Below are 22,288 nucleotides of genomic sequence, written 5' to 3' on the forward strand. Positions count from 1 at the left end.
CGCGATCTGCACGTTGACGTCGACGTCGTCGGCGCCCTGCTGCTCGTCGGCGAAGGCGGTGCCGGCGACGCCGAGCAGGAGCAGGCCTCCGGCGAGACCGGCGGCGCCGCGGAGGAGGAAGGAGCGGGTGTTCATCAGGGTGTTCTCCGTTCTCGAGCCGGCAGCTTCGCCGTCCGGTTCAGTGGTGTCGGGTGGTCGGTCGGGTCGTGGAAGGAACAGGGTTCAGCCGCAGCTCGCCGCCGCGTACGGCGCCGTGGCCGTCGCGGTGGCCGGCTTGCCGGCGACGAACGCGGTGGCCGTGGCGGTCGCGGAGCCGGCGGGCAGCGCGGCGGTGCGGGTGGTGAACGAGTGGGTGACGCTCTTGCCGGCGGCCACCTCCTCGAACGTCTTCGAGCCCGAGGTCGAGGTGACGACCATCTTCACCGGGAAGGCGTTCGGGTTCGTCGCGACGACCGAGAGGACGACCGTGCCCTGCACGCAGCGGGTCGACGCCGTGGCCGTCGCCGCGATCGCGGGGGCCGCCGGGGGCGCCGTAGCCGTGATCGTCGCCACGGCGAGGGTCGCCGACGAGTTCTGCAGCCGTCCCGTCACCTGGACGCTGTCGCCGGCCTTCTTCAGCCCTGAGAGGTCGGCCGTGCGCCAGGTCACGCCGACGGTCTCGCTGTGACCGTCCCGGAAGCCGGCCGAGACGGTGGCGGGCAGCGCCACCGTCGTGGCGCCGACCGGGGCGGTGGCGGCGACGGGCTTCACCGAGGTGACCAGGAGGGCCGGGTTCCACTTCGCGGCGAGCGCGTCGCGCTCCTTCGCCGTGATCGACACCACGGAGCCGTGCCGGGGCGAGCTCGGCAGCGAGAACGCGGCGGGGTACGTCCACTGGATGTCGCCCTCGAGCGAGTTCGTCGCGAGCGGGATGTACCCCACTCCCCCGTAGTTGTCGACCCAGAGGAAGTACCGGTAGCCGCTGGTGTCGCCGGGGTTCGCGCGGAAGATCTCGGGACCCTCCACCTCGGGGGTGCCGGCGGTGCGGCCGATGCAGGTGTCGATGAGGCTCCAGGCGCCGGAGGCGGTGGTGGCGCGGAGGTCGCTGGAGCGCTGGCCGATGATGTCCGGCGACGGGCACCCGGAGCTCTGGGTGGCCTTGGTGAAGCGGTAGTACTGATCGCCCTCCCTGAGCACGGTCGCGTCGATCAGGCCGTTGCCCTTGTTCAGCCCGGCGACGTCGGCGGAGGCGAACCACGGCTCGGGTTCGGTGAAGGTGCGGAAGTCGCGGGTGATGGAGGTGACGATCTGCGGCCCGTTGCCGTCGGGCCGGGTGCGCGCGTCGTCGAGGTACATCGAGGAGGTCCAGTAGACGACGTAGGCGTCGATGGCCGGGTCGTAGGTCGCCTCGGGCGCCCAGGTCATCCCGGCGTTCGGGACGTTGACCTCGATGTGGCGCTGCTCGCCCCAGTTCACGAGATCGGTGGACTCCCAGACCTCCAGGTGGCGGCTGCCGTTGCTGGTCGCCTCTCCCCAGCCCGAGCGGCCGACGGAGAGGTCGGTCGCGATGAGGAAGAAGCGATCGCCCTCGGCCGAGCGCAGGATGTACGGGTCTCGGAGCCCTTGGGTCCCCTTGGTCGAGATGAGGACCGGCTGGGCGTCGTTGAGGGTCTTCCACTGCAGGGCGTTGTCGCCGTCGGACGTCGCGAAGCGCAGCTTCTCGCCCTCGACGCTGTCGCCGGTGAAGTAGACGAACAGGTAGGCGTCCAGGTCGGCCGGGTCCAGAGGCGAGGCGGCGAGCACCGTGACCGGCAGCGACACCGTGACCGGGGTCGTCCCGGCGACGCGCACGGTGGCGGTCAGGGTGACGGCGGTGTCGGTGCTCCCGCGGGTGACCGAGCCCTTCCGGACGACGTCCGGCTCCGCGCCCTCATCGACGGCGCTGACGACGGTCGGAACGGAGGAGGACCACTCGATCACCGCGTTCGCGGCTCCCGCTCGGGAGGCGACCGCGTCGAGGTCGGCTCCCGAGTCGGGCAGCGAGAGACTGCCGCGGATCGGCCCCTGCAGTGCCGGGTCGCTGCGCACGGCGTCGGCGACGGCGCGAGCGAGCTCGGCCTGCACGCTGTCGCCGGTGGCGAACGCCTTCACCGTGACGGTGATCGGTGAGCCGATGACGGTCGCCGCCCCGTGGGTGGCGGTCGGGGTCAGCTGCACGACGGCATCGGAGCTGCCGGCGGCCGGCCGGGTGACCGCTCCGGTGCTGGAGACCGTGCGGGGAGCGCTGGAGGACCAGGTGAGAGTCGATCCGTTCGCACCGCCGGCAGGGAGCGAGAGATCCGCGGTGACAGCGGATGTGCCGCTGAGCGACACCGCCGCGTCCTTGGTCGCGAGCGCGGAGTGGACGTCCGCGGCGCTCTGCTGGACCTGCTCGGCGGACAGAGCGGAGGACCACACTCGGACGTCGTCGAGTGCACCGCCCCAGAAGGCGTCGGCGCCGTAGAACGACTTGCCGAGGTAGCCCGAGAAGGTGCTGGAGCCGATCGCGGCCACCGCGGTGGACGTCGTCACCCCACGCCCGACGAGGCTGCCGTCGAGGTAGGTCGAGACGGAGTCGCCGCCGTCGACGACGACGGCCATGTGGACCCAGCGGGCGGCGGGGACCGGAGCCGGAGCGGACGCGCGCACCTCGGTGCCGTTCGTGAGGGCCCCGTACGCGGACGCGCCGCACTGCGTGGTCGCGAGCAGGTGCGCAGAGACGCCCGACCCGAGGGCGAAGGGCCAGGTGCACTCCGGCGAGCCGCTCCAGAGCAGCCACGCGGACATCGTGACGTCCACCGTGCCGGCCGGGATCAGCCCCGGGGCGATCCGGAGGGAGGCGGCGGTCGATCCGCTCGCGCCTCCGGGGAGGGAGAGCGCGCGATCGGAGGCGGAACCGGAGGGCCCGGCGACCGAGCGGGCTCCGGACCCGACGACGGTTCCGGGGTGCGGACTCGAGGCTCCGTCCGCGACGATCGCCCCGTCAGGGATCGCCGACCCGACGGCAGACGAGGTCCCGCTCTCGTCGAAGCTGTAGCGCAGGAGCGGCTCCGGCACGATGGTCGCCGCTCCGGCTGCTCCGAGCGGGGTCATCGCCCCGCTCAGCAGCAGTGCGGCGATCGCCAGGGTCGGCCAGCCGGCCCTGCGTCCTCGGCCGCGGGCCGACTCGGCGGAGGGGCGTCCGGAACGCGGAAGTCGTGACGTCATCAGTGACGCATCCTCTCGGGCTCTGCTTCGAACCATCGGCCGGCCGCGGACGGAGGAGTGTCGTCCCGGTGGCGGCGGCTTCACCGTAGCAACAGATTGTTCACGGTAACAAGTTAAATATCCATTTCGCGAGTAACGGACACTTGTCGGCATTCGGAACGCGTAGCGGACGCTCATCGGCCACAAAGCCGAATGGCGCTCGGAATGGAGACTTGTCCCCCAGTCGGGGCGTTATTCCGGCTTGACAGCAGTCGTCCGGCACGCACAAGATCGGACCAGGAGGAGTGTTCACGATAACAATCTGCTCGTCCTCGAAAGACCCGGAGGCCGGCCTCTCCATCGCGTCGAGTCGCGTCTTTCGACCTTCTGAAGAATGCGCCGAAAAGCCGGATCAATGATCTTCTCACCGTATCCGCGGTGGACCGGATCAGTACGTCGACCACCCGCTAGGGCGGCCGAAGAACCTGAAAGGTATTGCATGTCCAGGACAGTGAAGTCCACCATCAAGACACGCCTACTCGGAACGATGACGGCCGCGCTGATCGCGAGCCTGACCACCCTCGGCGCCGCCGCACCGGCCGAGGCGGCGACCGCGCCCGTCGGGGTCGGCGCGGCCCAGGAGATCCGCAATCAGCACAGCAGCATGTGTCTGGACGATTTCGACTTCGTCACTCAGCCGGGTGCCGAAGTCCGCCAGTGGAGCTGCTCGGAAGCGACCAACCAGCGCTGGCAGATCCGCGATCTCGGGACCGGTTATGCCGAGATCAAGAACGTCTTCAGCAACCTCTGCTTGGACGACTACAACTTCGGAACCGCTCCCGGCGCCGAGGTGCGGCAGTGGACCTGCACGGGAGCCACCAACCAGCAGTGGCAGATCACGGACGTCGGCGGCGGATCCAGCCAGATCCTCAACCGGCACAGCAACCTCTGCCTCGACGACAGGGACTTCGCTCAGACCGACGGCGCCGCGATCCAGCAGTGGACCTGCACCGGTTCGAAGGTGCAGCGGTGGAGCATCACCGACCCGACCGTCCAGAAGATGACCTACGCCCTCGTCCGCTCGGCGAACCCCTCCGCCGATGAGCTCGACGCCTACGCGCGGATCACCGACGCGATGGATCGGGCGGTCGCGCGCTACAACCGCCTCTCGAACATCGACCGGTTCTACACCGTCTACTACGTGCCCGGCGTGCCCACCGCCGACGCGAACCCGAACGGCACCATCCGCTTCGGTGCCGACCGCGGCTACATGCAGGAGGGGACGGCGCTGCACGAGCTCTCGCACACCGTCGGAGTCGGCTACGACGCCTTCGTCGACCGCTGCCAGAACAACGGCTGGACCTCCGCCCTTCCGCTGCTGCGCACCTGGGACGGCCCCACCGCGACCATCAACTGCGGCGGCGGCCACATGTGGCCCTACGGCCTGAACTACAACCCCGAGTACACCGAGCTCGGCTTCGAGCGCCACGTGAAGCTCGTGCAGGCCATGCTCTCCGACGGAATGTAGTCCGAGAGATCCACCTGCGGGCCCCGGCCCGGCGAGCGACCTCTGCGCGAGGTCGCTTCGCCGGGCCGGGGCCTTCCGTCTTCTCCTGCCGCGTCACGATTCCGGAAGAGTCGAGGGCGCGCCCGCGGCGCATTCCGGAATCACTCGGATGCTCGACATCCTTCACCGCCATTGCCATTTGCCTTGCTATTGCTATTGCTACTGCTCTTGCCATTGCGTCCCGTCCGAGAATCGACGCGAGATCACGCTCGTCCTCCGATTCTCGGTGTCTCTCCTGCCCTCTCTCGAGAGTGCCTCGCCGACCGACTCGGACAGGAGAGCGGAGAATCACCACACTTGTCACTGCAGCTCGGGTCCGAGTCGTCATTCGTTGCGCGGTGCCACCGGCGCGCGCGGTGTCCGGGAACGCCGAGAGGGGGCCCGCCCACTCGACGTGGACGGACCCCCTCTCGGTCGTCTCAGCTGCAGCGTGCTGCGGGGTAGGTCGCCGTGACCGGAGTGGCGACCCCGTTCACCGTGGCGGTTCCCTCGAGCGTCCCGGCCGACAGGGAGGCGGCCCGGGTGGTGATCGCCAGCGTGCCCGTCCTCTGTGCACCGATCTGCTGGCTGCGCGCGCCCCAGGGGGTGACCCAGGCGACGTCCGCGGTGCCGGCGCCGACGTTGCGGGTGGTGATCGTGACGACGGCCCTGCCGGAGATGCAGCGCGTCGTGGCGGTCGCGGTCACGGTGACGGCCGACGCCTGGACGGTGATGGTGGTGCGGACCGTGCTATTCGCGGCGAGCACCTCTTCCGCGGCGCTCATGTCGAGGACCGGTCCCCCATCGGCGGCCCAGTGGATCCGGCGGAGGTAGGTGTCGCGGTTGCTGCTTCCGTTCGAGCGGGCGTGGAACACCAGGACCTCGTTGCCGTCCTCGTCGACCGTGAAGCTGTTGTGTCCGGGGCCCCACAGGTTCGCGGCCGGGTCGCTCTTCAGGAGCGGAGCGTCGGACTTCGCCCAGACCGTCTGATCGGCGAGATCGGCGCCGGACGGGGCGGTCAGGAGGCCGACGGCGTACGTGCGGTCGGTTCCCGATCCTGAGTAGGTCAGGTAGACCTTCCCGTCGTGGGTGATGGCCGTCGCTCCTTCCGCGACGTTCGTGAGGTTGGTCTCCCAGCCGTAGGAGGCGGTGACGAGCTTGCGCGGCTCGCTGGTGAGGCGCCACGGGTTCGCGGGATCGATGGTGGCGATCCAGAGCTCGGCGTCGCCGATGACACCGCCGGTGACGTAGCGCTGCGACCAGGACACGTAGGTGCGGCCGCCGTCCTGGAAGACCGTCATGTCGAGGCTGATGCCGGGGTGCTGAGCGTCGCGCTGCAGCGCTGTGCCGTCCTGCTTGAGGACGGGGCGAGGCGTCTCCCAGTCGGCGAGACGTGTCGGGTCGCCGCCGGTCTTCAGCTTCTGCACGTAGGACGTCACTCGCTGCCAGTCGATCGCGCCGATGCAGGGCGAGTAGTAGATGTAGAGCTCGCCGGCGAGATCGTGCAGCTCGGGCGCCCAGTAGCAGCCGGCGATTCCGGCCGTGCCCTGCGCGACGACCATGCTGTCGGCGGCGGTGCGGAGGCCGTCGATGGTCGGTGAGCTCCGCAGGAACATGCCGGGCTGGTCGTCGCCGCGGTCGTCCGTGGAGATGAAGAGGTAGCGGTCCTTCCAGCGGAGGATGTCCGGGTCGGCCTCGGCACGCAGGAACGGCGCCGCGTAGTCGCGCTGTCGCACGGTTCCGCTGACCTGGTAGGTCCCCGGCGTGGTCGTGTCCACGGCGGCCAGATCGGCGGCCGACCAGTCGACCGGCAGCTTCTTCGTGGAGCCGTCCGAGTAGCCGAGCGTCGCTGCACCGAGCGCGGGCACCGCCGCCCCCTGCGGGACGGTCGCGGCGTCGACGGCCACGGTGGTGTTCCGGATCCGGCCCAGTCGCTTCTCGAGCGAGGAGGCGGTGTCGGCGGGAACGACCAGCAGGTTGGAGGGCACGGCTCCGGTGATCGAGGTGGAGACGGCGGCATCGGGCAGCGAGATCGCGCCTCGGCGCAGGTCGCCGCGGGTTCCCGCGTCGGCGAGGTCGGTGAAGGACCGCGAGAAGTCCGCTCCCGCCGCGTCCTTCCAGGTCACTCGGTACTGCTTCGCCGCCGAGTCCCAGACGGCGCGCGGCTCGGAGGCCGCGGTCACGCCCAGGTCGACGAAGCCGCGCGGCTCGTAGGAGACGAGGTCCTGGGTGGTGAAGAAGAGCGGCGTTCCGCGGCGCTCGGGGTCGACGTCGCCGTTGGTGAGCGTGCGGGTGGCGAGGACGCCGTAGCCGCCGGTCGCGAGCTGGAAGACGTAGGGGTCGCGGAGCGTCCGGGTCTGCACGACATCGAGCACGCCGGTGGGCTGAGCGTCGGCGAACAGGACACCCGTGTTGTCGTTGAGCGCTTCGGTGCTGGTGCGGGTCGTACCGAGGCCGAGGTGCATGCTGTAGGCGACGTTGCCGCCGTACTCCTGCGATCCCAGCGCCGTGCGCTCGTAGGCGAGGAGGTAGCGGGCCTGGCCCGCCGGGAGGACGCGGACGGAGAAGGTCTTCGTCGTGGTGGCCGTTCCGGAGCGGAGCTCCCCCGTGACGGTCGCGGAGACGGCCGCCGTGCCGCTCGTGCGCACCGCGCCCGCTGCGATGCTCACACCGGCGGTCGTGGTGCGCCAGGTGAGGGTCGCGCCGGCGGGAGCGGTGGGGAGCAGCTCGCCGTCGGCGAGCGTCGGGCGGAGGACGATGCCCTCGGCGAGAGCGTCGAGGTCGGCCTGGGCGTTCTGCGCGGCGACGGTGAGCGGGACGTCGCGGGTGGTCGAGGCGCCCCCGAGGGTGAGGGTCGCGGTCAGTGTGACGGCGGCGTCGGTGCTGCCGGAGGGCCGGGTGACCGCTCCCGTGCTGCTGATGCGCGCCGGGTCGGAGCTCGTCCACCGGATGCTCGAGCCCTGCGCGCCGGTGGTGGGGAGTGCGAGGTCGGAGCTCACGCGGGAGGGTCCGAGGTCGATGGCCGCCGCGTCGGAGGCGAGGGCCGCGGTGCGGACACCGGCGTCGACGCCGCTCCAGTAGCTGTCCGCCACCTGCTGGGCGGAGAGAGCGCTGGTGCGGATCTGGAAGTCCCGCACGCCGCCCTTGTAGAAGGGGTCGGCGTAGGACGAGCGGCCGATGTAGCCGACGAGGTCGGTGCCCAGATCGCTGACCGATCGGTTCGTCACGGTCTCGGCGATGAGGCGGCCGTTGTAGTAGCCGGTCAGCTTCCCGGGCTGCAGGACGGTGGTGTAGAGGCCCCAGGAGGCGTCGGTGCCGGGTCCGGTCGGTCCGCTCGCGGGGATGCCCGCTTCGGTCGTCCAGGGCGCCTGCGCGTTGCGGCTCGCGGTGATGACCGATTTGAAGCGCCCGCCGGGGTCGCGGGGGTTGAGCAGCCAGTACTGGGACGGCGGGCTCTCGGCCGTCCCGAAGAACACGGCGGCGTAGTTGCCCGCTCCGGTGTCGTTGCGCAGCCAGGTCTGGATGGTGAGGGTGTCGCGACCGTCGATGAGGCCGCGCGGCAGTTCGAGGTAGGCGGCGGCGCTGCCGCTCGCGCCTCCCGGAAGGACGAGCTCGCTCCCCGAGACCTGTGCTCCGGAGCCGCGGAGGATCGCAGTGCGCCCGCCGCCGGAGGCATCGGGGACCGTCGTTCCGGAGAGCTGGGAGAAGTCGTAGCGGACGAGGAGATCGTCGGCGGCGGTCGCCGGGACGGCCGGCAGTGCCACGCCGGCTGCGACGACCACCGAGGCGAGCGCACCGACCAGGGCGGCGCGCCATCGTGTGGTGGGTTTCATGGGAACTCCTTCATGTCGGGGCGAGGCAGCGCTGCCTGCCCTGATCCGGTGCGGATCGAAGTCAGAGGGTGGAGGGTCGCGGGAGTGGGGCCGGCCCGCGGACCGGCCCCACTCCCCGGCGCCCTATCCGCAGCGAGCGGCGGGATAGGCCGCGGTGACGGGCGTGCTCGCGCCTCCTGCGACGGACGTCCCGGTGAGGGTCCCCGCCGTGATGGCGGCGGCCCGGGTCGTGATCGCGAGAGAGGCGGTCTTCTGCGCGCCGATGCTCTGGGTGCGCTCACCCCAGGGCGTCGCCCAGGTGACCACCGCGGCGGCGGTCCCGGCGTTCCTGGTGACGACCGTGACGACGGCCTTCCCCGCGACGCACCGCGACGTGGCGGTGGCGGTCACGGTCGGGGTCGTTCCCCGGACGACGACGGTGGCGGTGACGGTCCGGTTCCCCGGTGCCACCTCCTGGTTCTTCGTCAGCGACAGGTCGAGGGTGCCGTTGGCGCGGACGTTGACGCCCTTGAACCAGGTGTTGCGGTCCGAGTCGAACAGGCCCCCGGCGTTCACCGGGTCCGTCGCCAGGTGCGGGTCCTGGTACGGGCGGGCGTGGTACGCCAGGACGAGGTTGCCGGACTCGTCCTTCGCGAACGAGTTGTGACCCGTTCCGGCCTGCTGCTTCGTGTAGTAGCTCGTCTCGTCCGCTCCCAGACGACCGGTGAAGGTGTCGTTGGTGTCCAGGACCGGGAACGCGGTCTGCTTCCAGCTCGCGGGATCCTGCAGGTCCGCCGTCGCGGTCGTGCTCAGGAGCCCGAGGCTGTAGTACTTGTCGACGGTGCCTCCCGAGTAGGTGATCGAGATGGTGTCGCCCTGCTGCACCATGAAGGGCGCCTCGACGACTCCTTGGTCGCGTCCTTCGGTGGTGTCGCTGGGAGTGGGGGCGAGCTTGCCGATCTCCCACGGCTGGCTCTCGCCGTACACGCGCGTGAGCTGCCCGTCGACGAGGGGCACTGTCCCCTTCGGGCCGGAGACGGCCTTTCCGATCAGGATCTGGCCGCCGGAGGGCATGATCCAGTAGCCCTGCTGCTTGCCGGCCTCGGTGCGCTCGAAGTAGCTGACGTCGAACGCGGCGCCGTCGAGGACGACGGGCTCGCCCCACTTGGTCTGGTCGAAGAAGCCGCCCGCGGCGATCGATGCGTCGGTGCCGGTGTAGGGGATGAGGACGGTGTTGTCGCAGAAGCCGCCGACGGGGGCGTAGCCCTTGTTCATCCCGGCGACGATCCACCAGGTGCCGTTGATCTTGTGGAATTCCTGCGCCCAGATGAAGCCGCCCCAGCCGTAGAACGTGTTCGGATACTGGCCCTCCTTGCCGGGGGTGCCCCTGTCCGGGTCGATGACGATCTGCTCCGGCGCGTCCTGCAGCCCCGCGAGCGTCGTGGCCCGCTTGAGGCCGATCTTGCGGTAGCTCGAGCTCTCCTCGATCGGTCCGAGGGAGGACTGGCCGTAGTGCGATCCGGTGAGGTAGTAGTAGCCGTCGTCCGGGTTGAAGAAGACGTGCGGATCGGCGCGGGCGTCGCTCACCATCTCCTCGGGGTCCTGCCGGACGGTGCCCGAGACCTGATAGCTGCCCGGCTTCGTGGTGTCCACTGCGGAGAGGTCGTCCTGCCAGTCGACGTTGAGGCTCTTCTTCGATCCGTCGTTGTAGTCCAGCGTGGCCTGCTTCGGAAGCGCGGCCGCGACTCCGGCGGCTCCGGCTCCCTGGGCGACCGTGGCGTCGATCTTCTCGACGCCCGTGTTCTGCAGGTCGACGTAGTTCTTGTAGAAGACGTCGAACTCGGCGGCCGTCAGCGCGAGGTCGCTCGCCTGGCTCTGCGCGGCCCAGGACGGGAGTCCTGCGCCCTGGACGCCGAGGACCCGAGTGTCCGCCTTCGACGTGACGCCGAGAGGAGTGCTCGCGGTCAGGTCGGCGAGGACCGTCACCCGTCCCTCACCGGTGAGCAGGTCCGTCCAGAACACCTTGTACGTCTGCGCCGTGGCGTCGAACACGATGCGCGGGTCGGTCACGACCGAGCCGGGAGCGATCCGCACGGCGCGCTGCTGCGAGAACGTGCTGCCCTCGGGCGAGGTCCACACGTAGACGGAGTCGGTCGCGTTGTTCTGCGCGGACACCGCGCCCAGCGCCCCGTTCGCGTACCGGAAGAGGCTCGGCGACCCGACCTGGGCGTTCGGCTTCGCGCCCTGGTCGCCGTCGTTGGCGACGTACAGGATCGCCTGGGAGCGGTTCAGCGGCTCCCAGCTGCTGCCGCCGGCGGGCAGCGCTGCGGCGTACAGCGCGTCGGCGCGGCGGTCGTCGTTGTAGGCCAGCGGGTCGTCCTTCGTCCCGGCGGTGGTGGTCACCGTCTTGACGTAGGTCGCGATCCGTCCGCCGGGGGCTGCGATGCGGCTGTCCCAGCGGAATGTCTGACTGCTGCCCTCGACGGTGGCGGTGAGCGTCACGGCGGCAGTCCCGGTGCCGAGGCCCGAGGTGTCGACCGCTCCGTTCGACTGCACGCGGCTCGCCCCGGCGCCGGTGGCGCTCCAGGTGACCTGCTTGCCGAGGACGCGGGACGGGAGGTCGCCGAGCACGGTGGCCGGAACGGCCAGTGCGGCGCCCGCGTCGGAGGTGACCGCCGGGTTCTCCGCGCCCAGCTCCGAGCCGGAGAGCGCCCGGTCGTAGATGCGGAGGTTGTCGATCAGGCCGGAGAAGTACTCTCCCCCGCCCCAGTTCGCCTTGCCCACCTGGAGGACTCCGCCGGACGAGCCGAGGATCTGGCTCAGCGGGACCCCGGAGCCGTTGACGGCGACCGGCTTCTTGTCGACGAAGAGTCGCGTGGTCGTCTCCGTGACGACCAGATCGACGTGCTTCCACGCGGCGTTCGTCGCCGTCGTGGCCAGGTTGCCGGCCGTGTTCCGGCCGTTCGTGTTGTCGTACCGCTCGACCGTGATCCCGGAAGTCCGGTCGAGGACGCCGAGGTAGTGCTCCTGGGCGTACTCCTGACGCGTGGTGGAGCGGGCGGCGAAGACGGCCCAGCCGGTGTTCGCCGCTGCATCGGGCTTGCTGTCGTAGGAGATGGTCACGTTCTGCCGGCCGGCCAGGAGCGCCTTACCGTCCGTGGCGGTCAGGTCGAGCCACGAGGCCGACGAGAGGCGCGCTGCGGTGCCCTGGCCGGTGTTCCCGGGAACCAGGTTCGCTGCTCCCTGCACGGAAGCGCGGGTGCTGCGATCGACGAACGCGCCGTTGCTCGGCGCCGCATCGAAGGTGAAGTCCGCGAGCAGGCTCTGCTCGGGAGACGGGACCGCATCGGCTGCCGCAGCAGCGGTCACCGGGACCGCGCAGGACGCGAGCAGCGCGACCGACGCCGCCGCGGCGGTGACGAGTGCGCGCATCGCCTTCGGATTGCGTCGTCTCGGATCCGGTCCTCTCGATTCCGGTCTTCTCGCATCCGGACTCTTCAGGTGGGGGGACGTCGACATTGACGGTTCCTCTCCGGATTCGCCTCTGAATCCGATGTGGGGAAGGCGGAAAGCGCGAGTTGCGCAACACCTGTCGAGCTACTGGGAGGACGGGGAATCCTCGTCGACACGCTGAACCTAATGCAGATTGTTCACGGTAACAAGACGACCGACTCCGCAGGATCGCGCTCCTCCTGCGCAGGATCACGACACCGCCGCGGCCGCGTCCGACCGAGAGTGGAGCCGACCCGTTCTCCCCCACGAGAGGACCGCCGTGTCGCGAGTCGTGATCGTCTCGAGCGCCTCGAGCGGCTTCGGGGCGCTGACCGTCCGCGAGCTCGCCCTCGCCGAGACCGTCGGGTCTCGAGACGCCGCTGCGCGGCTGCTCGACCAGCATGAGGACGGCCCGCCCCGCGGCTCGGCGTCAGCCTGCTTCCGCCGTCTCTGCAGAGCGGCCCCCTCATGCTGATCGACCAGCGCCCGAAGTGCGCCCCCTCATGCTGATCGACCAGCGCCCGAAGTGCGCCCCTTCATGCTGATCGACCAGCGCCCGAAGTGCGCCCCCTCATGCTGATCGAGTAGCGCCCGCAGGGCGCGTATCGAGATCCGCCGCACCCGCACCCGCCGCCGGCTCCGCCCCGTCGTACCGCGCCCGCGCCGCCTGCACCGCCGGCAGCTGCCGGTCGGTCCAGCGCAGCAGCGCGTCGACCAGCTCGTTGAGCGTGTCCCCGATCGGCGAGATGCGGTACTCGACCACGATCGGCCGGGTCTCGAGGGTGTCGGCGCCAGCTTCGACGACGTCGTCCGGCTCCGCTTCCTCTTCGAGCCCGACGTGCTGGTCGAGCTAGAGGCCTACGCCGTCCTCGACTCCGCCGCAGCACTCAGCCCCTCAGCACCCCGATCAGGGTCATCCCCGATGCCGCGCCGCCCACGACCTCCGAGAATCGACTCATGCCTCCAGCCCCGTCCCGCCCGCGCCTCGCGCGCGCCCTCCTCGTCGCCCTGGTCGGCGGCCTGCTCCTGGGCGGGCTCACCAGCCTCCTGCAGGGCTCGCTGCCCGGGTCGGTGAACTCCTTCGCCAACTCCTCGGGCGGCTGGTCGATGCTGGTCTTCGCGCTGGTGCGGCTCGGCGGCGCGCGGCCCGTGGCGGCGGCGGCGCTCGGCCTCCTGACCTTCTGGGCCCTCCTCGAGGGCTACGACCTGGTGACCGCCGCCCTCGGCTTCGGCTACTCCGCGCCCTTCACCGACGTGTTCTGGCTGCTGGCCGTGCCGGCCGGGCCGATCCTCGGCGCCGCCGCCGCACTGACCCTGCACGGCTCGCCGCCCTGGCGCGTGCTCGCGGTCGCCCCGCTGTCCGGCGTCCTGATCGGCGAGGGCGCCTGGGCGCTGGCGAACGTCGCCGACACCACCAGCCCGGTCTACTGGTGGCTCGAGATCGTCCTCGGCGCGGCGTTCCTCGCTCTCGCGGTGATCCGGAGGCGACCGCGGTGGCCGATCGCCCTCGCGGCCCTCGCGGTCACGGCGGCGGCCGCGCTCGCCTTCGTCGTCGTCTACTCCGTCCTGTGAGCCGCCGCCGTCCCGGATCGCCCGCACGATCCCTCCCCGTCCTCGCCGCCGGCCTCGCACTCGTGCTCTCCGGCTGCTCGTCACCGAGCGCGCCCGCCGCCTCACGTCCGCCGACGCCGCTCCCGTCGATCTCCGCCGCATCGTCTCCGGAGCCCGCCCCCGTCGACGTCTCCGCCGAGCTCGCCGCCCTCGAGGCCGAGTTCGACGCGCGGATCGGCGTCAGCGCCGTCGACACCGGCAGCGGCCGGCAGGTCCTGCACCGGCAGGACGAGCGCTTCGGCTACGCGTCGAGCATCAAGGCCCTGGCCGCCGCGGAGTTCCTGCGCAGCGTCCCCGCGGACGAGCGCGACGAGGTCGTCGCCTGGACCGCTGCCGACGTCGAGGCCGCCGGCTACTCCCCCGTCACGTCCGAGAGCATCGACGGCGGGCTGCCGCTGGCGCAGCTGGCCGAGGCCGCGGTCCGCCGCAGCGACAACACGGCGCTGAACCTGGTGCTCGACCGCCTCGGCGGACCGGCCGCCCTCGACCGGGCCCTCGAGCAGCTCGGCGACACGACGACCGACGTGGTCGATGAGGAGCCCGCCCTCAACACGATCGCCCCGGGCAGCACCGCCAACACCACGACTCCGGCGGCGTTCACCGCCGATCTCACCGCCGTCGCACTCGGCGAGGCCCTTCCCACCGCGGATCGCGCGCTGCTCCTGGACTGGATGAGCGGCAACGCGACCGGCGACGCGCTGATCCGCGCGGGCGCTCCCGAGGGCTGGACGGTCGCGGACAAGTCGGGCGGAGCGGGCGGCCTCCGCAACGACGTCGCCGTCGTCACGCCTCCCGGCCGCGACCCGATCGTGCTGTCCGTCCTGACCTCCCGCAACGACCCGGAGGCGGCCTACGACGACGCCCTCGTCGCGCGGGCGGCGGCGGTCGTGCTGGGAGCTCTGCAGTAGCCGGACGAAGCTGAGCGGCTGTCTGCCGCTCCGACCCCCCTCGGGGTGGTGTGTCGCTCGTCGGGGAGTCCCTATCCTGACGAAGCTGGGAGGCTCCCTGAATCCTTCCACAGGCTCGGCACCCGCTCCGGAGGTTCGCCCCCGGAGGTCCGCGAGCACGCGGTTCGCCCTCCCTCGGGAGGGTCGAGAAGCGCCTACCCGACAACCCGATGCACGGCCGCTCCGGCGTCCGCGCCGCGGCGGCGTCACCGCGGCAGTGCCGCACTCCATCAGCCCGGACCGCAGCGACGCGTCCTTCGGCACCGCTCCCCGGCGCGGCACCGATCCGCCGCCCGCTTCGAGGCTCCCTCGTCGACGCGCTCCGGGCGACCTCCGCACCGCACCAGTCCCCTCCCCGCACAGCACGAGTCGATCGGACGACACCACATGCCCCCGACCACCCGCTCCAGAACCGCCCTCCCCCTCCTCCGCCGCCCCAAGGACGCCCTGCGCGTCCTGGCGATCGCCGCCGCCGTGGCGATCGGCGTCACCGGAGTGTCGATCCCGGCCGCATCGGCCGCGGAGGGCAGCGCCTCCCACGGGCCGGACGGCACGCACTACCCCTCCGACACCCCCGACATCCGCTCCGGTGTCGCGGACTACACCGTCGTCGACGCCGCCGCGTCCGGCTCGGCGATCCGCAAGGCCCTCGACTCGCTCACCCGCACCCAGATCGCGGAGGGAGCCGTCGTCCGGGTCGCCCCCGGTCACATCTCCGACCTGTCCGCGCTCAACGGCTACCGCAACGCCGGCAGCGAGAAGGTCCTGGTCACCGCCCGCGACGGCTTCCAGTCGGTCACCGGCGGCAACTGGGCGCTGCGCTCGGTCACCGGCATCACGCTGATGCGCTTCGACATCGACTCGCTCGATGTGAAGGGCGCCACGAACGCCTCGTTCGCCTGGCTGCGGATCAACAAGAACTGGCTCGGACTCGCCGCGTCGGCGGGCGTGCCGGTGCGCGACGTCGAGCTGATCGAGGTCGTGGTGCCGGACTCGACGGTCAAGAGCGCCGACTCGGCGCAGATCAAGGCGTTCTCGCCCGACGTGATGGGCGACGTCCTGGTCGAGGGCAGCTACCTGGCGCCGTCCTACTACGTCGACGCCGTCTACGGCGGGTCGAACCCGGCGCGACCGCACACGGACACCCTCCAGATCGAGGGCAGCGGCGTCACCGGCCAGATCACCCTCCGCGACACGGTCGTGTTCACCTCCAACAACAGCGCCGTCATCGTCGGCGGCGTCCGGAACGTGGCGTTCGAGGACTCGTTCATCGTCGGCGGGCCGCTCGCGATGAAGCGCTACCCCTTCCTGCGCGGCGGTGCCGGCTACGCCGGTGCGATCAACGGCGCGGGCAGCGTCAGCGCGATCCAGGGCACCGGAGGCGGCAACATCGACGCCTCCGACTCGATGCTCGCCGGCTCGCTCCAGCCGAAGTGGGACACCGTGACGAACACCGTCACGAACATCGCGGGCAAGACCGCGACCCGCGGCGGCTTCACGCTCGACAGCACGCTGAGCTCGATGAGCGTCGACGAGCTCGACTCGAGGACGCCCCGCCCGACCACGTCCCGCCTGGTCGGGATCTGGGACGACGTCGACACCACGACGCCCACACCGACGCCCACTCCGACCGCGACGCCGACGGCGACTCCCACGGCGACGCCGGAGCCGACCGCGACGCCGACGGCGACCCCGACGGCGACCCCCACCGCGACGCCCGAGCCGACCGCGACCCCCGAGCCGACGTCGACCCCGACGCCGACCAAGACCCCGGACCTCCCCGCGGAGACGCCCGACGGTGAGGACGGCGGAAGCGGCCCCGTCGCCGACACCACCGCCCCGAAGGTCGCGATCACCTCGCCGTCGGCCGGCGCCGTGATCAGCGGCTCGACCACCGCCACCGTCACCGCGACCGACGACACCGCCGTCACCGGCGTGGCGTTCTACCTCGGCAACCTCAAGGTCGGCGACGGCACGAAGACCGGCGCCAGCACCTGGTCGCTGACCACCAGCACCGCCGGGATGCGCGGCACCTTCCCGCTCACCGCCCGGGCGACGGACGCGGCGGGCAACGTCGCCGCGAGCGCTCCCGTGACGGTGACGCTGCGCTAGCTCCCCGCGCTCAGCCCTGAAGGGCCGGCCCCTCGGCGACGAGGCGCCGGCCCTTCGCCGTCCCCACCGCTCGCGCAAGACGCGCACCGACCCGCCCCCTGCCGGTCGAGCACCCGCGCAGCGGCCCCCCTCATGCTGGTCGAGTAGCCGCGCAGCGGCATATCGAGACCCGCCGTCCCCAGCACGCCGACGTGCGGACTCGCCCTACGGCACCGGTGGATCTCGATACGCCCACTCCGTGGGCTACTCGATCAGCAAGAGGCGCCCACCCTCGGCGAATGGCGAGCGCAGCGGCCCCCGCATGCTGGTCGAGCAGCCGCGCAGCGCCCCCCTCATGCTGGTCGAGCAGCCGCGCAGCGGCCCCCGCATGCTGGTCGAGTAGCCGCGCAGCGGCGTATCGAGACCCGCCGTCCCCCCACCCCCGCCGGCCGCGTCATAGTAGAGCCCGAATCAGCGTCAGCGCCAGTGCCCCACTGACGGGGCACGTCCCGTACATTGGCCGTGGAAGCACGCCACCCCTCCCCTTTCCCTGCCGCGCTGCCTCCACCTCCCCCGTCGACTCCGACGCGCTGCCGTCCCCGACCCTCCTCCGCGCACCACCCGCCCTGCTCTCCCCGCACCGACCGCCCGGACCGCACCGCCGCGGGACTCCGAGGCTCCTTCAGGAGCCCCGGACCGTTCAGCGCCTCGAGGCTCCTGCCGCGCCGTGCTCCGGGCACCCCTTCCCCCGCTGCCCGACCCGATCGGAAGACACCCCATGGCACGAGCCACTCCCCCCAGGTCGTCCCCCTCCCGTCCCCTCCGCCCGGCCGCGCGCCACGCGCGCCCCCGAGCGAGGCTCGCCCTCGTCCGCATCCTCGCGATCACCGCCGCCGTCGGGATCGCCGTCGGCGCGACAGTGCTCCAGGACGCACCGGCCGCCTCCGCCGCCTCCGCCACCACCTCCGGGCCCGACGGCACGCACTACCCCTCGGACACCCCCGACATCCGCTCCGGGCTCCCCCGCGGCACCACCGTCGTGGACGTCGCGGCCTCGGGCCCGGCGATCCGCACCGCACTCGACCGGCTCACCGCGAACCAGATCGCGAACGGCGCCGTCGTCCGCGTCGCCCCCGGCCGCGTCGCCGACCTCTCGGCCCTGAACGGCTACACCAACAGCGGGGCCTCCAAGGTCCTGATCACCGCGCGCGACGGCTTCCGCTCGGTGACCGGCGGCGACTGGTCGCTGCGCGGAGTCACGGGCATCACGCTGATGCGCTTCGACATCGACTCGCTCGACGTCAAGGGCGCGAAGCACGCCTCCTTCGCCTGGCTCCGCATCGCCGACAACTGGGTCGGCCTCGCCGCGTCGGCCGGCCTGCCCGTCCGGGACGTCGAGCTGATCGAGGTCGTCGAGCCCGACTCGACGGTCAAGAACGCCGACTCGGCGCAGATCAAGGCCTACGCGCCCGACCAGCTGAGCGACGTCCTGGTCGAGGGCGGCTACTTCGCGCCCTCCTACTACGTCGACGCGAGGTACGGCGGCAACCGCGAGCCGCGCCCGCACACCGACACCCTGCAGATCGAGGGATCCGGGATCACCGGCCAGGTCACGCTCCGCGACACCGTGGTGTTCGCCTCCAACAACAGCGCCGTGATCATCGGCGGGGTCCGCAACGTCGCCTTCGACGAGACCTTCGTCGTCGGCGGCAGCACGGCCGCGCAGCGCTACCCGTTCCTCCGGGGCGGTGCCGGCTCCGCGGGAGCGCAGAACGGCCCCGGCAGCCTGAGCGCGATCCAGGGCTCGGGCGGCGGCAACGTCGACGCGTCCGGCTCGACCTTCATCGGCTCGCTGCAGCCCAGCTGGGACTCGGTCTCGAACACGCGGACGAACCTGCCGGGCAAGACGGCGCGGTCGGGTGGCTTCACGGTCGACCAGAGCCTCGGCTCGCTGACCGCCGCCGACCTCGACGCGCGCAGCCCCCGGCCGACCACGGCCTACCTCACCGGCATCTGGGACGACGTGGACCTCCGCGGCGGCGGCAGCACCCCGGCGGCGACCGCGTCTCCGAGCGCCGCGCCGACGTCGACGCCCACGACCGCGCCGACGACCCCCGCTCCGACGGCGACGCCGTCCGCGCCCGACGAGCCCGATTCGCCCGCGGAGCCCGAGCCTTCCGCGGAGGACGCCACTGCCCCCGAGGTCGAGATCACCGCGCCGGAGCCCGGTGACGTGCTCGGCGGCCCGGCGACCGCGACCGTCACGGCGACCGACGACGTCGCTGTGACCGGAGTCGTGTTCCTCGTCGAGGGTGTCGAGATCGGCGACGGCGTCCAGACCGACGGGGACACCTGGTCGCTGGCCTCCGACACCGCGGGGGTGCAGGGCACGTTCGCGCTCACAGCCCGGGCGACGGACGCGGCGGGCAACACGACCGAGAGCGCCCCGGTCTCCGTGACGCTGCAGTAGCGTCCGCAGACCGACGAAGGGCCGCCGTGCTGAGCGCACGGCGGCCCTTCGTCCTGCGCCCGCGCGACGCGACGGCCCGCGCCAGTCGCGCCGGCGACACTGCGTGGCTGAGAAAAGGGTGTGACACTTCCTCAGGTCACCCGCTTGCTCCGCCGAGCCCCCTACAGGAGTCGCAGATGCACACACGCCCACCGCAATCCCACGGACAGCGCCGACCGAGCAGCAGGCCGCTCGACGTCGCGGCGTCCCTCGTCCTCACCGTCGGTCTGCTCGGAGCAGCCGCCCCCGTCGCCCAGGCGGAGACGATGCCGACCACCGCGGCAGCCGCGACCCCGGCCGCCGACAGCGCCGGGTCACCGACCGCCACCCCGTCTCCGGCCCCGCTGGTGAACGGGGGGGCTGAAGACGTCGATCACGGCGACCTTCGGCGGTTCCCCCGACAAGATCCTGAACGTCAACTCGAGGGTCTACTACGAGCTCACCGCCACGAACATCACCGACGCAGCGCTCCACGTGGAACTCGTCGAGTTCCCCGGCCTCGACAACAACGTTCTTCTCGGCCCGGGCCAGTCGAAGGTCTTCTCCGCGAGCATGCCCCTCGGCGGTGAAGCGCTGCACAACGGCAGGTGGTCGGCTCCGATCAAGCTCGACACGTGGACCACGTCGCCCTCCGAGAGGACGACGGTGACGGTCGTCTCCGACATCCCCCTTCCGAGCGCGCAGGTGGAGAAGCGCGTCCCCTGGTTCTGGGAGCCGTCCGCGCTGCCGACCCCGACGCCCACGCCGGCGCCGACCACCAGCACGCCGGAGCCGGCCCCCCTCCCGGTGCCGACCGTCGCCACCCAGGAGGTGACGGTGACCGTCACGGGGAAGTTCCTCACGGAGCCGGGTGAGCTCGTGAAGGAGGGTACTCGCGTCGAGTTCTCGCAGGACGTGAAGAACACGGGACCGGTCGACATCACGAACGTCCTCGGGCGCGAGAAGCTCGCGGTCGGCGAGTCGTTCCACCTGACCACGACCGAGGCCGTCGTCACCGCGCAGAACCTCACGGACGGGTTCGTGACGCCGGAGTCGGAGTCCTCGAACGAGATCCTTCCGGGCGGCACCCGGGTCATCGTGTCGGCGCCGAAGCTGCCCATCCCCGCCAAGGCTCCGGTGTCCACGGAGAAGCCGGATCTCGAGGTGAAGGTCTCCGGCACGTTCCAGGTGAAGGAGGGCGAGCCCGTCGTCGCCGGCACGAAGGTGGAGTGGGTCGCCGCGCTCACGAACACCGGGGACACCGCTCTCCGCGACGTCCAGGTCGCCGACAGCGAGAAGCTCGCCGAGCTGCCCGTCGGCAAGACCGGCGTGGTCTCCTTCGAGAGCACCGTCACCGAGCGCGACGTGCTCGATCACTCGGTCTCCGTCGCCGCCGCGGCCACGGCGATCACGCGGGACGGCTACGACTACTCGAAGCAGATCCTCGGCACCCTCGCCATCCCCGCGACGACTCCTGACCCGGCCGGTCCGGACGCCACCGCGCCGGCGGGACCCGCGTCCCCCGCCGCAGCCGGAGCCGACGTCCAGCCCGCCGCGACGCCCTCCAGCGCCACGGCAGCCCGGTCGGCCACCGGGGTCGCCACCTCCTCGAGCCGCGGTGAGGTCGCCACCTCGGCCGCCGCGGGGTCGACCCGGTCGACGGCCGGTCACCTCGCCTCCACCGGTTCCGACGCCGCCGCCGTGCTGCCCACAGCGGGGGTCCTCGCCCTGCTCGGCGCCGTCGGCGTCTTCCTGGGCCGCCGCCGCAGGAGCCGCACCGTCACCGAGTGACGATCGCGCCGAGACGGCGGGTCGACACCCTCCTCCGCCGGGTCGGCTCCCGCGCTCCGGGAAGGGCCGCCGTGCATCCTGCACGACGGCCCTTCTGCGCGCCCAGCGACCCGACATGCCGCGCCAGTCGAGGCGGAGAACGGACGCGACCACGAGAGCGGTGTGAGACTCTCTCGCGTCCACGTTGCTCCGCCGAGCCCCGACAGGAATCGAAGATGCTCACACTCTCACCACGCCCGCACGGCCCGCGCCGATCGAGCAGCAGACCGCTCGACGTCGCGGCCTCCCTCGTCCTCACCGTCGGTCTGCTCGGCTCCGCCGCGCCCGCCGCCCTCGCGGCCGACGCGGCGCCGACCGCACAGCCCCAGGTGTCACCATCCTCCTCGGCGACGGCCGCCGAGAGCCCCGCCCTCGAGCGATCGGTCACCGCCGCGTTCGAGCCGTTCGACACCGGGAACCCCGGTCAGAAGGGCGTCCGGGTGAAGTACACGGTGCGCCTCAAGAACACCGGCGACGTCCCGCTGAACGTCTTCCTCGCGGAGATCCCCCAGCCCGGGAACGCACCGATCAAGGTCGCCGTCGGCGAGACCAAGGACGTCACTCGGCCCTCCCTCCTCACCGACGACGAGCTGCGCCGCGGCGTCTGGTCCTTCTCCTCCGCCGGAGACGCCTGGACCCCCAAAGGCGTCCGGATCGACGCGAGCGTGAGCGGCACGATCCCCGTCCCCGGTGCGCAGCCGGCCACGCCGACCCCGGCACCGGCGCAGCCCGCGACGCCGTCTCCGACGCAGCCCGCCACGCCCGCCCCGACGTCGGCGCCGGCCGTCGAGCACCCCGCGCTCGAGCGCACGGTCAGTGCCACGTTCACTCCGGGTGCACCCCCGCCCGAGGGGAGCGAGCGCGCCATCAGAGTCGACTACACGATTCACCTCAAGAACACCGGCGACGTCCCCCTCAATGTGTTCCTCGACGCGTACAAACTGCCGGGTGGTGCTCCGATCACACTCGCGGTGGGCGAGTCGAAGGACCTCGGCCCTGACCACCAATTCGTCGTACCGACAGAGCTGGAACGCGGTTCATGGCGCTTCACCACTGCTGGAGCGGCCTACACGCCGCAGGGAGTTCGCGTCGACGCAGGCATCGACGCCCTGGTGCCCGTTCCTGGCGAGAGCCCGACCCCCGCGCCGACGCAGCCGGCCACGCCGACTCCTGCGCCGACGCAGCCCGCCACTCCGAGCACCCCGACCCCCGCGCCTACGACGGCGCCGGCCAGCGCCGACCCGGCCGTGACCGTCACGATCACGGG

At 71.7% G+C, this 22,288-nt stretch carries 10 protein-coding genes and 1 pseudogene; 7 read left to right on the plus strand and 4 right to left on the minus strand.

Annotated features, from left to right (window positions below; all coding sequences use genetic code 11):
- Window positions 1-222 precede the first annotated feature (222 nt).
- On the minus strand, window positions 223-3,225 hold the full coding sequence (locus EDF17_RS19540) for a LamG-like jellyroll fold domain-containing protein (RefSeq protein WP_166649757.1): 3,003 nt from the start codon (window positions 3,223-3,225) through the stop codon (window positions 223-225).
- 478 nt (window positions 3,226-3,703) lie between these two features.
- On the opposite strand from EDF17_RS19540, the gene EDF17_RS19545 reads away from it, so the two are divergent.
- Window positions 3,704-4,732: an RICIN domain-containing protein gene (locus tag EDF17_RS19545; protein WP_166649758.1), complete on the plus strand. Its 1,029-nt coding sequence runs from the start codon at window positions 3,704-3,706 to the stop codon at window positions 4,730-4,732.
- Window positions 4,733-5,190: 458 nt separating this feature from the next.
- On the opposite strand, the gene EDF17_RS19550 is transcribed toward EDF17_RS19545, so the two are convergent.
- From EDF17_RS19550 to EDF17_RS19560, 3 genes are all read right to left on the minus strand, one after another.
- Complete coding sequence (locus tag EDF17_RS19550) at window positions 5,191-8,583, minus strand: family 43 glycosylhydrolase (RefSeq protein WP_123444579.1); 3,393 nt, start codon at window positions 8,581-8,583, stop codon at window positions 5,191-5,193.
- A 123-nt stretch (window positions 8,584-8,706) separates the two neighbouring features.
- Window positions 8,707-11,994: a LamG-like jellyroll fold domain-containing protein gene (locus EDF17_RS19555; RefSeq protein WP_166649759.1), complete on the minus strand. Its 3,288-nt coding sequence runs from the start codon at window positions 11,992-11,994 to the stop codon at window positions 8,707-8,709.
- A gap of 631 nt (window positions 11,995-12,625) precedes the next feature.
- A complete protein-coding gene (locus tag EDF17_RS19560) occupies window positions 12,626-12,817 on the minus strand; it encodes a hypothetical protein (protein WP_123444582.1) in 192 nt (63 codons plus the stop codon).
- Window positions 12,818-13,011: 194 nt separating this feature from the next.
- On the opposite strand from EDF17_RS19560, the gene EDF17_RS19565 reads away from it, so the two are divergent.
- The 6 genes and pseudogenes from EDF17_RS19565 to EDF17_RS19590 all read left to right on the plus strand — a co-directional run.
- Window positions 13,012-13,626: a DUF6518 family protein gene (locus tag EDF17_RS19565; protein ID WP_123444583.1), complete on the plus strand. Its 615-nt coding sequence runs from the start codon at window positions 13,012-13,014 to the stop codon at window positions 13,624-13,626.
- Window positions 13,623-14,573, plus strand: a complete 951-nt coding sequence (gene bla / locus EDF17_RS19570; RefSeq protein ID WP_185019936.1) for a class A beta-lactamase — start codon at window positions 13,623-13,625, stop codon at window positions 14,571-14,573. Before EDF17_RS19565 ends, bla begins: the two co-directional genes overlap by 4 nt.
- Before the next feature lie 426 nt (window positions 14,574-14,999).
- Entirely contained in the window at window positions 15,000-16,724 is a 1,725-nt protein-coding gene (locus EDF17_RS19575; protein WP_123444585.1) for an Ig-like domain-containing protein, read from the plus strand.
- A 757-nt stretch (window positions 16,725-17,481) separates the two neighbouring features.
- On the plus strand, window positions 17,482-19,173 hold the full coding sequence (locus EDF17_RS20070; protein ID WP_166649760.1) for an Ig-like domain-containing protein: 1,692 nt from the start codon (window positions 17,482-17,484) through the stop codon (window positions 19,171-19,173).
- A gap of 513 nt (window positions 19,174-19,686) precedes the next feature.
- Window positions 19,687-20,982: an LPXTG cell wall anchor domain-containing protein gene (locus tag EDF17_RS19585; protein ID WP_123444586.1), complete on the plus strand. Its 1,296-nt coding sequence runs from the start codon at window positions 19,687-19,689 to the stop codon at window positions 20,980-20,982.
- 215 nt (window positions 20,983-21,197) lie between these two features.
- Window positions 21,198-22,288: pseudogene (locus tag EDF17_RS19590) on the plus strand (hypothetical protein); the annotation flags it as partial.

Origin of the sequence: Rathayibacter sp. PhB1, assembly GCF_004362935.1 — a bacterium.
Taxonomy (GTDB): Bacteria; Actinomycetota; Actinomycetes; order Actinomycetales; family Microbacteriaceae; genus Rathayibacter; species Rathayibacter festucae.

Coding starts and splice junctions, on each gene's coding strand:
- EDF17_RS19540 (WP_166649757.1), bottom strand. CDS start 3,225: ATGACGTCACGACTTCCGCGTTCCGGACGCCCCTCCGCCGAGTCGGCC.
- EDF17_RS19545 (WP_166649758.1), top strand. CDS start 3,704: ATGTCCAGGACAGTGAAGTCCACCATCAAGACACGCCTACTCGGAACG.
- EDF17_RS19550 (WP_123444579.1), bottom strand. CDS start 8,583: ATGAAACCCACCACACGATGGCGCGCCGCCCTGGTCGGTGCGCTCGCC.
- EDF17_RS19555 (WP_166649759.1), bottom strand. CDS start 11,994: ATGCGCGCACTCGTCACCGCCGCGGCGGCGTCGGTCGCGCTGCTCGCG.
- EDF17_RS19565 (WP_123444583.1), top strand. CDS start 13,012: ATGCCTCCAGCCCCGTCCCGCCCGCGCCTCGCGCGCGCCCTCCTCGTC.
- EDF17_RS19575 (WP_123444585.1), top strand. CDS start 15,000: ATGCCCCCGACCACCCGCTCCAGAACCGCCCTCCCCCTCCTCCGCCGC.
- EDF17_RS20070 (WP_166649760.1), top strand. CDS start 17,482: ATGGCACGAGCCACTCCCCCCAGGTCGTCCCCCTCCCGTCCCCTCCGC.